Annotated in this window: 11 protein-coding genes; 3 read left to right on the top strand and 8 right to left on the bottom strand. The window is 38.5% G+C overall.

The genetic code is table 11. The features are described 5' to 3' along the window. Positions 1–98 precede the first annotated feature (98 nt). Positions 99–368 carry a hypothetical protein gene (locus FLA_RS29630; RefSeq protein ID WP_076377165.1) on the top strand — a complete coding sequence of 90 codons (270 nt, stop codon included), beginning with the start codon at positions 99–101 and terminating at the stop codon, positions 366–368. 1 nt (position 369) lies between these two features. On the opposite strand, the gene FLA_RS29625 is transcribed toward FLA_RS29630, so the two are convergent. The 6 genes from FLA_RS29625 to FLA_RS29600 form a co-directional block, all read right to left on the bottom strand. Further along, positions 370–1836 carry a TlpA family protein disulfide reductase gene (locus FLA_RS29625; RefSeq protein WP_076377163.1) on the bottom strand — a complete coding sequence of 489 codons (1467 nt, stop codon included), beginning with the start codon at positions 1834–1836 and terminating at the stop codon, positions 370–372. A gap of 3 nt (positions 1837–1839) precedes the next feature. Next, positions 1840–3213: a RagB/SusD family nutrient uptake outer membrane protein gene (locus tag FLA_RS29620; RefSeq protein WP_076377161.1), complete on the bottom strand. Its 1374-nt coding sequence runs from the start codon at positions 3211–3213 to the stop codon at positions 1840–1842. Positions 3214–3223: 10 nt separating this feature from the next. After that, positions 3224–6634, bottom strand: coding sequence for a SusC/RagA family TonB-linked outer membrane protein (locus FLA_RS29615; protein WP_159445070.1), 3411 nt, complete (start codon positions 6632–6634; stop codon positions 3224–3226). Positions 6635–7065: 431 nt separating this feature from the next. Further along, positions 7066–8244 (bottom strand): FecR family protein, encoded by a 1179-nt coding sequence (locus FLA_RS29610; RefSeq protein ID WP_076377157.1) that lies wholly within the window; start codon positions 8242–8244, stop codon positions 7066–7068. A gap of 116 nt (positions 8245–8360) precedes the next feature. Then, positions 8361–9056: an RNA polymerase sigma factor gene (locus FLA_RS29605; RefSeq protein ID WP_076377155.1), complete on the bottom strand. Its 696-nt coding sequence runs from the start codon at positions 9054–9056 to the stop codon at positions 8361–8363. A 616-nt stretch (positions 9057–9672) separates the two neighbouring features. Continuing rightward, on the bottom strand, positions 9673–10719 hold the full coding sequence (locus FLA_RS29600; RefSeq protein ID WP_076377153.1) for a hypothetical protein: 1047 nt from the start codon (positions 10717–10719) through the stop codon (positions 9673–9675). A gap of 477 nt (positions 10720–11196) precedes the next feature. On the opposite strand from FLA_RS29600, the gene FLA_RS29595 reads away from it, so the two are divergent. Beyond that, positions 11197–11646 carry a MauE/DoxX family redox-associated membrane protein gene (locus FLA_RS29595; protein WP_076377151.1) on the top strand — a complete coding sequence of 150 codons (450 nt, stop codon included), beginning with the start codon at positions 11197–11199 and terminating at the stop codon, positions 11644–11646. Positions 11647–11698: 52 nt separating this feature from the next. Continuing rightward, positions 11699–11998 (top strand): hypothetical protein, encoded by a 300-nt coding sequence (locus tag FLA_RS29590; RefSeq protein WP_076377149.1) that lies wholly within the window; start codon positions 11699–11701, stop codon positions 11996–11998. 27 nt (positions 11999–12025) lie between these two features. Here the strand turns inward: FLA_RS29590 and FLA_RS29585 are convergent, their stop codons facing one another. After that, positions 12026–13435, bottom strand: a complete 1410-nt coding sequence (locus FLA_RS29585; protein ID WP_076377147.1) for a RagB/SusD family nutrient uptake outer membrane protein — start codon at positions 13433–13435, stop codon at positions 12026–12028. A 29-nt stretch (positions 13436–13464) separates the two neighbouring features. Next, on the bottom strand, positions 13465–17037 hold the full coding sequence (locus FLA_RS29580) for a SusC/RagA family TonB-linked outer membrane protein (RefSeq protein WP_076377145.1): 3573 nt from the start codon (positions 17035–17037) through the stop codon (positions 13465–13467). Between the last annotated feature and the right edge of the window lie 12 nt (positions 17038–17049).

Below are 17049 nucleotides of genomic sequence, written 5' to 3'. Positions count from 1 at the left end.
TATTAACTATAGCCAAAGCTGGCCGGGACTTGTGATGCGCTAACACCAGCCAGCCCAATCAGAACGGACATCATTTATTCATTACAAAATACGATTTTATGCAGAAGCTTAAAATTGCGCTATTGTTATTATCTATGGTAACCACGGGCATATTCGCCGCTATTAACCAAAAGGACAATGGAAAGAAATATTACCGCGACGCTTCGGGCGTTTTTCTCTTGAAAGATGGCCTGACCGGCACTTGCGAGTCGGGCGTTTATAACTGTGAGTATAAATTTAATGGCATCACTACTAATGTACCCATTAGCCAAACCGCTTCCGACTATACAGCTACAGGAACTGTATCACGGGTATTTATGCCGGATTAAGCTAGTTAACAGGAGAACAACTGATGTGTTCTCCTGTTTTCATTGCATGTATCGACTGAAGTAACCCATCTTTATTTTTGAGTACCCGTTGGTATTTAACAGCAAGGTTACCAGAAACATCAAACAACAACAAGGTTGGATACCCGGTGATGTTGTAAGCCTTAATCAGGGCATGTTCTTCTCCCTGCCCGCCTGTATAAAGGTTATATACATTAGATTGCTCATGAGTATAAATTCCATCGGCAACACTCTTTAGCCATAACATGTTATCATTGTCTGTACATACAGATAAAAACACAACATTCTCATCCTCCCTTAACAACTCCTCTACAGGATTCAAAACATCATGATACAACTGTGCACAACTTGCACATCCTGTATACCAAAAGTCCATCAATACCACTTTACCTGCAAAATCCTTCATATGAACCAATACATTAGAATTGTTATTCAGATGGAAAGGAAATGCGGCAGCCCCTACAGCAAGCACATGCTGCATTTGCTCCAGCTCTGTTTTAGCATATCTGTCCTGCATTAACAATAACGCCTCAGTAGCCTTTGCATCCACATCATTGTCTCTATAATAATTACTTTTGAAAAACAGCACAAACACCTTGTCTCTGCAAGAGCCGGCCGCCTGTTGCCTGATATAAGCAAACAGATTCCGCTTCAAAGAATACGTTACTTCCACCTGAGCATGCCAATAAGCAGTCTGAGCCCCATATCCATCACTGTCCCTTTCCCACTGTTTGCAAACAACAGCATTCATCTCCTCCTGAAACAATTTGTAAATATCTGCTCTGCATTTTTGCACTGCTACTTCAGAACTGAAAACACTCCGAACCAGGCTATGCGGCTGAAGCATTGAATGAAAATATTTTTCCTTCTGCAATAGCAACATTTGTTGTACCTGATGCTTCAAAAAAAACAATAGCTCTCCGCCAATCTGCTTACGGAATCTTTCCAGTACAGCTGCCTGCGAAACAGCTATTTTGTTATAGCTGGCTATAACAGAGTTGAGACTCATACGAAAGCCAGCCGAATCCCAACGTAACGCTTCTGCGCCCAGGCTGTACTGATGATGCAAGCGACTAATGTCATATTGACAAGATAAGTCCTCACGTCTCTTACCCGCGAAATTGATCTGATGATGTTTCCACAATAAAGTATAGGTACAACTATCGTATGCTATAAAATTTTCAAGAATTAACACCCGCTTTCCTGCAGACTTTCTGTATAGATTAAAACAATAAAACCTATCACCCGTATAAGCTACTATATCAAGACGACTATCCACTGTAATCAACTCACTCTCCCTTCCATTTAATACTCCCCAATACTTATAACTGTTATACACCACTACAAATGTGTCAGCAACATTACCCCTACGTTCAACTGTGCCAGAACCGGCGTTTACAGCTGTCATCAACAGAAAAAAAGCTACACACAAAACACCGGCCTGCCTCATAAGTTATCTGGGGTTTTGAGGAACGCCGGATAACCTTATTTCTTCATCAGGGATGGGAAGAACGTATCGTTTATCATTAGGCGGCAATACGTAATCAGATCCGTTAAGCTTTCTATATAAAGTAACCGCAAACCTGCTATCTCTATTCAATCGTTTTAAATCAGCCCATCGTAAACTGGTAAAGGGCATTTCTTTTCTTCGTTCCTGTATCACCTTTTTCAAAATATCCTCTCCCGAGTCTGAAGAGAAAGCTACATAGGTGCCAGGCTTGTAGCGCGTTGAGATTAAATCATTCAAATCTTTCAATGCTGCCATATTATGTCCTGTTCTGACATTAGCTTCCGACCGGATTAAATACAGTTCATTTACCGCTAATCCGGCAAAGGGATAAGAAGAACCTGTATAGGTTCCTTTAAAGTAATTCAATCCATTGTTTACCCTAAAAAAAGCCGCACGTCTGATGTCATTTGCTTCATATTGCTGATATAAAGCAGAATCAATGATTGCCCTGAACCCGGATGGAGATGCAATTCCATATACAGCAGATTCTGCATAAAAGATCACCTCCTTATTTTTAGGATATACAGGAAAGGGCCGGTTAACCGCAGAATTAATATCTGTACTAAAATTATAGAGTGAAGTACCCATTTGCAAAGCACTATCAGCATAGGCAACTGCAGCAGGATATTTCTCCATATCAAGATATATACGAGCCAATAAAGCATAAACAGCCTGCTTGCCAGGTCTTGATTGATAGAAAGGATAAGCAGGCAAATACAATAAAGCTTCCCGCAAATCGTCAGTAACTTTTTTATAGCAATCGCCTGTAGAGGAACGGCCAACCCTTTGATTTACATCTGACGACAGCCTGAGCTGGATGCCTAAATCAACTGCAGCAGTTGCAGAATCATAATGTGGAGCAAACAATTGAAGCATATTATAAAAAGCATAGGACCTGAAAAAAAGTGAAGACCCTCTTATATTATTCCATGCAGCACTATTCTTTTTTTCTGCCTTTTCCCATCCTTCCAAAGCCACATTTGCAAAAGCAACCATTAACGATGCATCACCCCAGTCAAACGGCGTTATTCCCTGGTATACATTTTCGTCCCATGTATAAGCCATCCGTTCAATAGGCAAACTAGCCGCAAGCCATGTAGAATAAGAAACATAATAATTATCACACCCAACAATGCCTAAGGCCGGGTAACTTGCATTCATGCGGTTTGTATTATCCAGCAACGCCTGAAAATCTTCTTCTACTTTTGGTATTACATCACTCTTATTCAATTTTACATCCAGCCATTCATCCTGTTTCTTACAAGCAGCCACTGTAAGTAAAAAAAGTACTATAGAGGTAAAGTAAAGCGTTTTCATATGCAAATTTTTATAGGCTTACTCTAACTCCCAAAGAAGCAGAGAATGGATTAGGAAAAGCGGCTAAACCGAGTTGAGAATCGTTATAGTCAGGATCAAGATGACTTTTATTGGCTCGCCATAATATACCAATATTATTAAGATAGGCATACACTTCAAAAGAGCTGATTGCTTTATTCTTAAATAAGGTATGCTTTAAATCATAAGCAATCTGAATATCCTGTAAACGAATATGATCCCCCTTCTCTACCAACACAGAAGAAAATCTATAGAAACTACTTCTATTCACGTCTTCCGGGTATATCAGCGAAGGAACAGATGTGATTTTTTCATCACCTGGTTTCTTCCATGCTTTAGCTACATCTGTATTAGGAGTAGACAGTAACTTTGAATAATCAGGATAGATAGAATTTCGTCTGAAAAAATATAGCAACTTATAGGTGAGATTAAAAGAGAGGGATATAGCACCATACCTGAAACTATTTCTCACAGCCCCAAACACTTTGGGACGTGCCGATCCATGAAATACCAGGTTATCATTAGACGTGTGTATCAGCGTGCTATAATCAGTGGAAATATCTTTATCTTTTATTCCTTGCGGCGCTCCATTGCCGGGATCAAGACCCGCCCATTTATAACTAAACATAGAATACAAGGGCTTGCCTACTACTGCAACAAGCCCGCCACTACCTGCACTATTACTACTTACCAAATCCGGCGCCAGATACCTGGCATCAAATGTAACTACCTTGTCTGTTAAATAGTTAAACAGCACAGTCGTATTCCAAACAACCTTTCTGTTCACAGGCCGTATATTTAAAACAACGTCTATCCCTTTGGTTAATGTAGCAGCAGCATTTCCGGCAAAAGAAAAAAAACCTGTTGATGGTGCCAGCGGCGCTGTTTCTACAAGATCTTCCCCACGTTTATTATATAATTCTACTGTTCCGGAAAGCACGTTACTGGCTTTACCAAAATCAAAACCAATATTAAAGGTTTTTACCTTTTCCCACCGGAGCTCCGGATTGGGAGGATTTACAATATCAGCGCCATTAGTACCATTTAATGTATTAATACCATATACTGCAGTTAAATAGCCTGCTCCATTATACACATTTCCATTATATCCAAAAGAAGCCCGCAACTTCAAATAAGGAAGCCATTGCACATGATAAAACGTTTCCTTGCTGATATCCCAACCAACGCCGGCAGACCAAAGCGGCGTGACTCTATGATTTGTTTTTACGCCAAATATGTTAGCCCCGTCTTTCCTGCCACTTAATGAAAAATGGTATTTCTTATCATAAGTATAAACCAGGTTGCTATAATAAGAAATAAATCTGCGCAAATTAGCCTGTTGTTGTCCCTGAGCAGCCGGTAGCTGCACACTTCCATTGGGATTAGTAGCATAATACTCGCCAAAATTGAGATTTGATATACCCGTGCCGTATTCATCGTTATATCCGTAAGTCTGGGTATAATATCCTTTATAATCGATCTGCCTTAATTCAGCTCCAACAATACCTGTAAGCTCGTGCTTTTGAACAAGCTGGTGGTAGTTTATCTGCCCCCTGGCATTATTGGCAATGGTAAGACCATGAAGGTTGTATAAAATCTGGCCCTTAGGAAGCGGATACGACAAGCTACCTGTAGCTGAATTGTATTGAGTATACTGATTCACCAGGTTTCTTACCAAAAAAGAACCCTCCGCATACAGCTCCTTTCCTTCCACAGCTTCTCTTTCGTTTTGATACAGCAACTCAACATTCAAAAAAGGAAACATCTTATATCTTACAAGCCCCTTCATAAGTATACCGTTAGTAGTTGACACATTATCGGCCATAGCCAGTTCGTTTAATGGATTATAAGTCCAATCCAGAAACCCCAGCGCCTTTACACTATCCAGGTAAGAAGAGCGATAATTCGTAATCACACCCAGATTATTGCCCGCATCATCTTTAAAACGAGCATAAGGAAACAGCTTGTTATTTAATGCAAAACCAGCCGCACCATATACAATCCTATTATTATTTCTGGTTCTGCCATTGGTATAAATGATATTAGCAGCCAGTTCCAGATTTTTAACAGGATAAAAAGAGGTATACGAGTTAACAGTAACACGATCATAGTTATTGCGTCTCAGGTAACTGTTATTTCTGTCATACCCTACTACCATAGCATACGACAGGTTATCACTTCCCCCTCTTAGTGTAATGGCATGTTGCAGGTTCACACTTTTAGTATACACATAACGATTGTAATCATTACGCACGTCATATCCTTTGAGTGCATTCATCTGGCTGGCAGAATCTACCGAAGAGATAATGCCTGCCCTCGTCTTAGCCATAATTTCAACAGCCGGGCTAATCGCGGGAAAGCTTTCATCATTACTTAAATCTGCATCATAAAACCCCTGGTTAAAAAGATAAGACTCCACTCCTATGTACTCAGGCGAAGGAATGTAATTATGGCTATAAAACAAATCGGGCTTCTGCCCGATTGTAATGTTAGAATTAAAGTCCACTTTCATTTTCTGGTTAAGCTCTCCTTTTCGGGTGGTAATTACAATAACCCCATTACCAGACCTGGCCCCCCAGATAGAAGCAGCAGCTGCATCTTTTAAAACAGTGATACTCTCTATAGCATTAGGATTAATATTACTAATGTCTCCCTCATAAGGGAAATTATCCAACACAATCAGCGGACTAGCCGCATTGCCCGGCAATAAGGTAGAGCGTCCGCGAACACTGATCAGTTCATCTTCCGGATTTGTTTTATTAAATATAAGCCCGCTGGTAACGCCATCTAATCTGTCTAAAATCCCTGTACTTACTCTCCTGTTCAGGAGTTCGTTATTCATAAAAAAATAGCTGCCGGTTGCCCGTTCTTTAGGCAGCGGCTGATATCCAGAACTCGCCACCCGAACACTGTTAATAGCCGTGGTAAGCTGATCTAGTGTAACTACTGTAACAACTGCTCCTTTTAATACCGTCTCGGTTGATTGATGGCCAATAAATGTGATAACAGCAGCTATGGAGTCTGTTTTGCTATAAAAACTGAACTTTCCCACTTGGTCGGTAACTCCCAGCACCCTACCCTCTTTGGTGGAAATTACAGCTCCATGTAACGTTTCACCCAGATTATCCAATACAACCAGCTGTATTTTTTTTACAGAGTCTTCTTCTTTTTGCAAACGCCCAGACGACTTTTTTAACCAGGAAACTACAATGTATTTGTCATTGACATTATAAGTTAAAGATTGCCCTTTAAAACATAAATCCAGGATCTCGTTCAAACCTGCATTATTTACATGTATGCTAACAGGAATAGACTTTTCAAGCACTCTTGCATCGTAGATAAAGGTATAGCCTGTTACACTTTCTATAACCTTAAATGCCTTAGCCAGAGGCTGTTCTTTCATCCGCAGATTATACCTCTGCCCATAGCCCAAAGACGCTATCAACAGAAAAGCAGCTACCTGCAATACAGCTAAAAACCTGGAACGATCAAAGGCACAGGAGAACCACATCCTGCGTAAACAGGTAAAGAGTTTATGTTGAAGGGAAAGCATAAGAAGTCAGTTTATAATGTTTGGCACGTAAACAACAACGGGACAAGGATTAAAAAATAAAGGCAGTGTAGAAACAGCGCCTTCTTTACTTGTGTTTGTGGTCCCCGTATAATTTATATTATTACGGCATGAAAACTATTTGTTACTTATCTTGTATTAATCTCCTATGTAAGTCTTGCAGTTAACGGACATAAAGCCTTTTAGCAATCGTTTCCTATTTGTTGGGCGTGCTTTATTCATTTGGGTACGGTTTTGATAAATATTATTTCTATGGCTTCCTATTACTTACTTATCTCTATCTTCCTCACTAATACTTTGTTTCCATTAATAGCAAACTGAATACTTCCTGTTTGCGACAACAATTCCAGGAGCTTAGGCAATGGAATATTTCTTGGAACTGTAGCAATCAATGGCACATTCATATCCTCTTCAAATACCACACTCACATTATACCATCTACCAACCTGCAACATCGCATCTTTAATATCTCCATTAAATACAAATACGTTATTCTTCCAGGCAATCACCGCATTAACATCCACGCTATCCAACACTTTTACATCCTTTTGTTGCTGCCCCTTTACCAGCACTGCTTGCTGGCCGGGAATCAGTTGCTTCGAAGCTCCCCCGTTTTCAATAACAACTGATCCCGCAAGCAATGTTGTTTTTATTGTATGTTCATTCTTATAAGCATGTACGTTAAATGAAGTTCCCAGTACCCCGATATTGCAGCTTTCAGTAGCTACAGTAAAAGGCTGTTTACTATTTCCGGTTACTTCAAAGTAAGCTTCCCCTGTCAAATGCACTTTTCTTGCATTTGCCCCACGGTCAATTTCATATGATAAAGAGCTTTCTGCATTCAACCACACCCTACTTCCATCAGGCAATATCAATTTATATTGTCCGCCACGAGGTGTAGTAAGTGTATTGTAAACAGCTTTGTGCATCTCTGCAGAACCATTTACTTTATACATCAACCATCCACTGTCCAGTTTTATAATATCCATGTCTTCTTCACTGGCAATAACACCCAAAGCAGCTTCACTCACATTTACTACCTTATTATTCGCCAATGTTAACAATGCAGCATCTTTTCCCGGTACTCCGTACACTTCTTTACCCTTATAACCCGCTTCAACACTATCAGATTTCGAAGATGCAGCGTACCACCAATAAGCTGTAGTAGCCATCAATAGCACAGATGCCGCTGCATATACCCAGATACGCCTCCATTTAAAAACCTTTGCTTCCTGTTTTTTTACAAGCGAGGCATCAGTCACAACCGGAGGTGCAATAGAATGTGGTGTTGAAGATGCATCCCCTTTCTCCTGCGTAAATTTTTCAAAAAGCTCTTCTCCCCCTTTTTCTCCTAACGCATCAAGCATCTTTGCTACACCTTTGGAACTGGCAACATTATTCTTGTATCTTTCTAAAAAATCATCCAATCTTTCTGTGCTCATACTTCCTCTTAATTAAGGCGTTAATACACCAGGTCAGGGGGCTTTTATAACGTAGAGGATGAAAAGGAAGAAGTCTAACATATGGACAAGCAACTTTTTTTAAAAAAAGTTGAAAATTAATCCTGTGCCCCCACCAACGAAGCCCGAACCTTTTTCATAGCTTCTACCATATAAAGGCCAACAGCAGACACACTGATGTTCAATTCGCCGGCAATATCTTTATGACTCATGCCTTCAAATTTGCTTAGTCTGAATACTTTTTGCTGCTGTGCAGGCAATTCAACTACCGCCTTTTCTACCAGTAGCATCAGTTCTTTTGTTTCGTAGGAGGTATGCGCCAACGTATCGGAGGTTATCAGGGTACTGGCTTCGTTAAGATCGATGATCTGTTGCCTGTTGGCTGCGTTGGTAAGATATTTATACAAGCACCTGGAAACAATTCTGAAAAGATAAGCGCGTGGATAAGTCACGTTTTCCAGGTATTTTTTTTCATCCCAGAGCCTTATATAAATTTCCTGAACTAATTCAGTAGCAATGGGTACCGATTTTGTCATTTTAAGACAATAACTGTACACCCGGGTACTTGTACTATCATAAAAACGCTCAAAAGCAACCGGATCTCCTGCTGCTATCGCTTTAAACCATTCTTTTTCATCATTGCTTCCTGCTGTGGATTCAGTGGGAGATAAGTGCTTTTTACCAATAAAGCCTTCCGGCAAATTAAATGCAGCAGCAAACAATCTGATAAGATGGCGAAAAAAAGCCTGTAATGTAAAAGATGGGCTAATTGCCTGTACGGGGTTAAGCATCATAACATTTAGTCATTTTCACCACCAGAGGTAAAATGAAACAATGCGTAAACAAACACCTTTAGCTGTTCCGTGTGCAAAATAATTATCCTTTACAATACTAATGGTGTTTACGAGTGTCACATTTTAATCAACGGGTAACTGTGATTCAAATCTATTAAAATTTAAGTATAAATATTACAGGAGATGATTTTAAACCCCAATTTTAATAGAAAAAACAAGTCTTTTCCAAACGCATTAATCGCTTGTTTAATCTGTTACCTATCTAAAATATAACTATATCTCACCTGAAAACTGTTGCATAAATAAGGGCGACACTCTTTCATCACATGCAGGTGATTTTTGGGCAACAAAACAGCCCTTAATATGTCAGCGATAGTAAAAGTTTTGTGGGAGATAGTAAATGATAAAAAATAAAAAAACAGATCCAGTAATTTTATCAGGCTTTACGGTTCACAGTTTTTAAAGATATATTTAAAAAGAGGTCATTATGTAACCGTCCTGATGTGTTTACTTCAGGAATGTACTTGGGGTGAAGGGCTACATTCCTGTGGCCTTTCTACGAATCCTGCTATACTGCCTTCTTTGTCCAAAGAAAGCAGCTATAACAGGCAGTAGTTTAATGAAAAAATATTTCGGGATTTACAGCAGTTTTTTGATTAAAAAGCTGCTCAATAGGCACGTCCATCCGTGTAATAGGTTTGGGATTAATAATTTCAAGATAAGCGCGCATTTCCTCTAAAAAATTATCCTCTGTTTCATTAAAGTTATCAATCCATCTTGCATATAAATTTCTATCCCTTTCTTCCGAACGGCCTGGCGTCATTAGAACACGCAAGGTTTCTTTTTCCTGAATAATAGTAGAATCGCCCTCCTTTCTAAACTCCAGTTCATAATCGCCATAATAAATGCTATATCGCAAAACCACCTTGCCGCTTCCATACAGGCTTAACAACTGCCCCGATTTCTCTTTCACAATATCCTCCAGCCGGTAAATACAGAAGTCTTTAATAAACTCGGCAACCCCCATACTGGCAGATGCAGCTACATCCATTCCATCATGGTTATTATACATCTTCAAAACACGGTTAATAAAAATTTCAGGCGGCTTCTCTTCATGCCTGTGCAAATACTGTACAGTGGCCCCATCTTCTGTTTTTAATACAGGATACTCTTTCAGATAAGCAATTAACACATCTTCCTGAATGAATTGTTTATGAAGATTGGAAGATCGCGTAAGTTCTACCATCTTCTCCAGGCTATCAAGCGGCTGATCTAACGTATATAACCGGTCGTGACAGTCGGTATAAAACATACTATTGCCGGAAATAAAAAAGCTTAACCCATACAACTCTTCCGCATGACAAACCAAACAGGCATTCCCTGTTTTATAAAGCTTTTCCAAATCGACAGTTTTTATTTTCTGAATCCCGCTTTCATCAAAAACCGGAAAATATTGTAAAAATTCTTCCACACCTCTAAATAAACAGGCATAATGAAGGGAACCTCCTATAGTAGAAGAGAACACAGAACTGCATAGTTTGACCTCCTCCTTTCCCTTCAAATCATTGGAATAAGCAATCTCTACATCAAACATATTAGTATCAGCGGTGTAGTAACTAGACAATAATTGAGTTACCAATCTAATCTGGGCTACGTTTCTCATAACAAAATACGTTTTACAACAATTTAATGAAATATATCATATCTGAACATTTTAAATGCGTAAGCCTGACAATTAATGGCCGCTTTACCATTTGCGCTTCACAAACACATTGATATATACCAACTTACCTCCATTTTTTACGCCAAATCAAATATCATTACAACTCAGGCAGTTACAAAAAAGCCATGCAAAAGTGACAAAAAAAGACAAAAAGCAAAGCTTCGGCGAAGTTTACCAATCACCTTGTTTTAATGAGTACAATACAAGTAAATCGGCACAAAAAATGCATGATAATCTGTGAACATTTGTGTCAATTTTAAGAGTATCCTAGCTTGGAATGCGCTTGAAAGAGTGGTATTTTTACTTAACACAACACACACATTGAACACCTAAATCAAAAAACGATCAAGTACAAAAATAAAGCCTGTTGACCTGCTGAAGAATCCTCCTTCTATTTATCAAAATGCATAAAAGACCATGAAAAGAAAAGAATTGTGCCTGGAAGTTATTTCCTGGCTCCTCTTCATATTATTTGTATATACGGCCAGTACCAAGCTGATCCATTATAAATTAACCATCAGCAATATGAACAACCAACCCTTTGATAATAAGTATTCCTCCTTATTAACTTTCGGGTTACCTATTGTTGAATTTATTATTGCCGGCTTGCTCATTTTTAAAAAGACGATGCTTTCAGGATTGTGGTCGTTTTTGGGCCTAATGGCGCTTTTTACGGGATATATTATATTAATTAAGGTAAACTACTACGGACGAATTCCCTGCTCGTGTGGCGGCGTTATTTCAGGCTTTAACTGGACACAGCACCTGTTCTTTAACCTGGCCTTTATTGGTCTGGCTATTATAGGCATTCTATTACACAAGCAGGTGTACGGTAAAACCCAACTTCAAATACAGCAGATGGCATAAAACCATCTGTATAAAATAGCTCTATTATACACGTTAAAACAAATCAGAATTTATGAAAAAACTTAAAATTGCTATTCTCGCAATAGCTGTAATTGCCAGCATTGGTGGAGTGTTTGCCAACAAAAAAAGGGGTTCTCAGTATTTTTATTTAGAAGTAGGTGAAACCGTTTCAGGTAAGAATGCTGTAAAAACAGCAGGTGATCAGGAAAACCCACCAAGCTCTTATTGTGAAGGAGGTTCCAATGCATATATATGTCGCATTTTAACAAACCCGGGCGCCCCAGCTTATCAACCAGGAGATTTGATTCCAAGAGCGGATTTCACTGCCTATGAATTTTACTCTGCAGAATAAATTAAAAAGGGTGCGAATGCACCCTTTTTAATGCCTGTTGTTTTGTATTAAACCCTCCTGCTGAAGAATGTTGTTATTAAAAGGATATACATAATTTATATCACCTGGCTCCAGCGAATAACTCTTTCCTTCAAATACACGAGTTAACTTTTTTGCAAACCTGCTATCATTGTTCAATCGCTTCAGGTCCTCCCATCTTATTTGTCCTGTCGAAGGAAATTCTTTCCTTCTTTCCATTAAAACGGTTGCCAAAGCAGAATCTGCATTTGAAGTAACATAATCAACATAAGTACCTGGCTTATACCTGTTACGCAATACATCATTCATATCCTTCAGTCCATCAGTTAGGTTATTTAAGCGAACATTACATTCAGCGCGCATAAAGAAAACCTCGTTAATACCCAATCCGGCAAACTGGTTCCTGCCTCCTGTGTAAGTTCCTATTATCCTTGCCTTCTGTGGCTGTAGATAAGTATAAAAAAGCGTTTTTCGCAGATCATTGTCGCTATAAGAGTTATATAAAACTGTGTCAACATAGCTTTTATTTACTGTAGTCCCTGGTGAGGCGATAGCGTTTGCAGCACCTTCAGCATAATACAAAATCTCCGGGTTGCCTTTAGTGTATGTTGGAAAACGATAGGTAACACTCAGAGAGATAGATGGATCTGTAAAATTTAGTAAAGAATTTTTATACATTAAAACTGAATCACAACATTTCTTTGCTTCAGCATACTCCTCCATCTGCAAATAAGCTTTTGCTAACAACGCATAAGCGGCCAACTTTGAGGGTCTCATAACAAATCTCGCAGTTACAGGCAAGGATGCAACCGCACCATTTAAATCACTTATTATCTGCTGGTAAGTATCCTGCACACTTGATCTTTGAACCAGAATATTCGCATCTGTAAATGTTCGTATAGGAATGCCTAAATCACCAGATGCAGTTACTTTATTATATTGCTTCGCATAGGTATTTACAAGATTATAAAACATAAAAGCTCTTAAAAATAAGGCATGCCCTTTAACAGAATCATATGCTAATCTATTGTCCGCAGTTTCTGTTATTTTCGCCAATCCTTCTAATGCAATGTTTGCAGAACGCACAATAATGTATGCCTGTGTATACCCGCCATCATAGGTGGTTATACCAAAAACATCAGGCTTCCACAAAAATGCATTAACAAAATACACAGGGGTTACTGTTGTATTATCTACCAGATAATAATTATCAATACCTGTAAGACCAATAGATATGTAATTATAATTAAGAATACCTGAATTATCCAGCAACGCCTGAAAATCGGCTAATGTAGTAGGAACTACATAATCATCATTGCTTTTAGCATCCAGAAATTCATTTTGTTTCTTGCAAGCCGTTACAAAAACGAACAACATAACCAACAACTGGCAATAATTAAATATTTTAAATTGCTTCATATCCTTTCCTGGTTAATAACTGAATCAAACTATAACGATGCTCTTACACCAAAGGAAACCGACAACGCCTGTGGCATATCCATACTATCCGGATCTATATTAAATTTATTCGCCCGCCAAAGAATCCCTACATTATACAAGTAAGAATATACTTCCATTTTTTTAAAAGCTTTCATAGTACTGCCCGTATTAAAAGTATAGCCTACTCGAATATCTTGCAAGCGAATATGATCACCCTTGGTTATCAACGCCTCGGAGTACTGAAAAAAAGCATTCCTATACCCGTTATCATTAGAGTTATACAAAAGTGAAGGGATGACAGTATTTTTTTCATCTCCCGGCTTTTTCCAACGCGAAGAATAATAAGCAGAGGAATAATTATTATATAAAGCATCTTGTTCATTAATAGAGACAGCAGGGCGACGGAAAACATAACCGAACTTATATGTAATATTAAAGGACAAGGAAATTCCTTTGTAATTAAAATCATTTCTGAACGAGCCATAAATAGAAGGCACACCTGATCCGGAATATACTACACTATCGATATTATAGTTATTAACAATCCCTGTATAATCCTTACTCACTTGGCCTTTTAAAATCCCCTGGGGATCTCCGGTTTGTGGATCAAGTCCTGCCCATTTATAACTTAATAACCCAAATAAAGGTTTCCCTACTACATACAAGAGATTGCCATTGTCAGTCATAACATTAATAGCTCCTGGTGGGGTATTATATGACAATATCTTATCCTTCATCAAGTTAAGTAACAATGTGCTACTCCAGTGGAAATTTATATGTTGAATATTAAGAGAAGTAAGCTTTACTTCCATTCCATGTGTAACAGTACTGCCAGTATTCCTATATACTTTCCCTGCATTACCAACTTGTGGAGGCTGCTGTAAATATACTTCTACCAAATTCTCTCCCTTTTTAATATAAGCCTCAATAGTACCAGTTAATATTTCATTTTTAGTTCTGAAGTCTAAAGCAAGATTAACATTTCGGACCTTCTCCCATTTAAGTTGTGGGTTTCCTAAAGCGATAATAGAAATGATTGGAACCTGAGTAGTAGGATCTGTAGAATAAAACCCTGTTGTATAGGCAGAACCTGCATTATAAATATTGCCATTATAACCATAAGTAAAGCGACCGCGTAAATATGGAAGCCAGCTTTCTTTGTAAAAAGACTCATTGCTGATTGTCCAGCCTAAACCAGCTGACCATAGAGGCGTTATCTTATTATTGGTTTTAACTCCAAATAAATTCGTACCATCTCTTCTGCCACTTACCGTTAAATCATATTTGCTTTTATAATTATACCCAATATTTGTATAATAAGAAATAAATCTATTTAATACATACCCGCCATTTGAATTACCTGAATACACATTAGAAATGGTGTTGCTGCCAGATGGATTAGTATTATAATAGCTATTATAATTTACATTTTGAGCAAAAGTCCCTGTAACATCATTATACCCTAAATAAGCCACCCTGGCGCCGCTAAAAGCACTTTCTTTTATTTCCGCCCCCAATATTGCAGTAATAGAATGATCGTTGAATCGTTGATTATAATTTATTTGTCCCCGCCCATTTTGAATTAACCATTTATAACGTGCATTTTCCAGTATAGCGCCTTTTGGGAAATTATAAATAAAAGTACCGGAAGATCTATTATACTGTGAAAAAAGATTCACATAATAACGAGTCGAATATGCATCTTCACTCATTTCATTTCTGGTAGTTGAAATCTGTTCTTCCCGTTGGTATTGTAATTCGAGTTGTAAAAATTTAGCTACATTATATTTAACAGCTGCTCTTAGTAGCAGATCATTCCTGTTTGTGATATTATCAGCAAGCTTTAAATCATTTAATGGACGATATGTTGCATCCATAAAGCCTAATTGACTAATGCTATCTACATAAACCTGCCTGTAGTCTTTTACAACTGCCATTGCATTTCCATTTGCATCTGCTAATTGCGCATAAGGATAGAGCAAAGGAGTTTTAGCACTCTTTGAACTAATATCACCATACCCAATATCATTATTCAATAAATACTTGCTCATGCTATAATTAGCTGCAAGTGTTACTTCTAGATTTTTTAGAGGTGTAAATATATTGGTAACATTAAATGTAGTGCGACGATAACCGTCTCGCACCAGATTGTCTCTGTTTCTATCATGTCCTACCGAAAAGGTATATCTGACATCCTTTGTTCCTCCACGAAGGTTTACAGCATATTGTTGATTTATGGCTTTCTGATATACATACTTCAACCAGTCATTTCTTACATCATTCTTTTTGTAAGCGTTAATGGCCTCATCTGCCGCCGCAGCAGTTATCTGGCCTGAACGTTTCTTTGCCAGAATTTCAACCACTGGAGATAATGCCGGAAAGGTAGTCGTATTGGCTATGTCATCGTTAAAATACCCCTTATCAAACAGATCTTTTTCCAGCTCAATATAATCTTCTGTATTTATGTATCCTTTGGCTTCTTTCAGTTTAGGTTTTCCTTTAATGGTAGTACTCGCATTTAATTCCAACTGCAGCTTTTGATTAAATGCTCCCTTTTTAGTTGTAATAACAACAACGCCATTGCCGCTTTTGGTTCCCCAGATACTTGCAGCAGCAGCATCTTTTAATACAGTAATAGATTCAACATCATTAGGATTGATATTACGCATATCTCCCTCATATGGAAAATTATCTAAAATGATTAGCGGGTTGGTATTCACTTCAACAGGAGAAAGTGTACTTACCCCTCTTATTGAATACCCCAATCCCTGCGTATTAGGCCCCGTTGTAAGTCTGGTAGCTCCATCTACAGTTGAGGTCAACATCCCACTGGTAATATTACTGATACGGCTTAAAATATCCGTACTGGAAGCCCTGTTAACATCTTCCTGGCTAAGCAGCACAAACGATCCTGTAGCCCTTTCCTTCGGTATTTTCTGATACCCTGTAACAGGGTTCAGCTTTATATCTTCCAGCTGCGCTACGGTGGGTTTCACTACAATAGTGATGGCAGGTGCGCCCCCTACAGAAGCTTCTGTTCTTTCACAGTTCAGACAGTTGGCTACCAATTGTGTATTCAGTCCCAACTTTGTGAGTGTAAAAGTGCCATCATCTGCAGTGATAGCATAACGATTCCCTCCTTTTACAGATACAGTAACCCCAGCTAAGGGTTCATTATTGTCATTCACCACCATACCTGTAACAGCGTACAGGGTGTCTTTTGTAGTACGTTGATTTTTGTCGCCCGGCGAATTATTGCCAGACCTTACTAAAACAGACTTGTCATTGATCCTAAAAAGATAGCCGCCTTTGGAAAAAAGCGTTTTTAACACCTCTTCCAGGGGAGTTTTTTTAACCTTTATGGTAACTAAGGGTGCATTTTTGAATATTTCAGGCTGGTAAGTAAAGGCAACACCAGTTTGTCTTTTAATCAGCTTCAGCACCTTTTCAATGGAAACATCATGAACATCCAGGGAAACAGTAGGCTCCTGCCTATAGGCATAAGTTTTTGCTGCAATGCAGAAAACGAGAAGTAAGACACAAATAATTTTGAAGGATACGGAAGGGTTAATAGAATTCATACCTTAATTTAC

The organism is Filimonas lacunae, assembly GCF_002355595.1.
GTDB classification, from domain to species: Bacteria; Bacteroidota; Bacteroidia; order Chitinophagales; family Chitinophagaceae; genus Filimonas; species Filimonas lacunae.
Note: the sequence above shows the minus strand (reverse complement) of the source record. Positions and strands in the feature narration are given on the sequence as shown.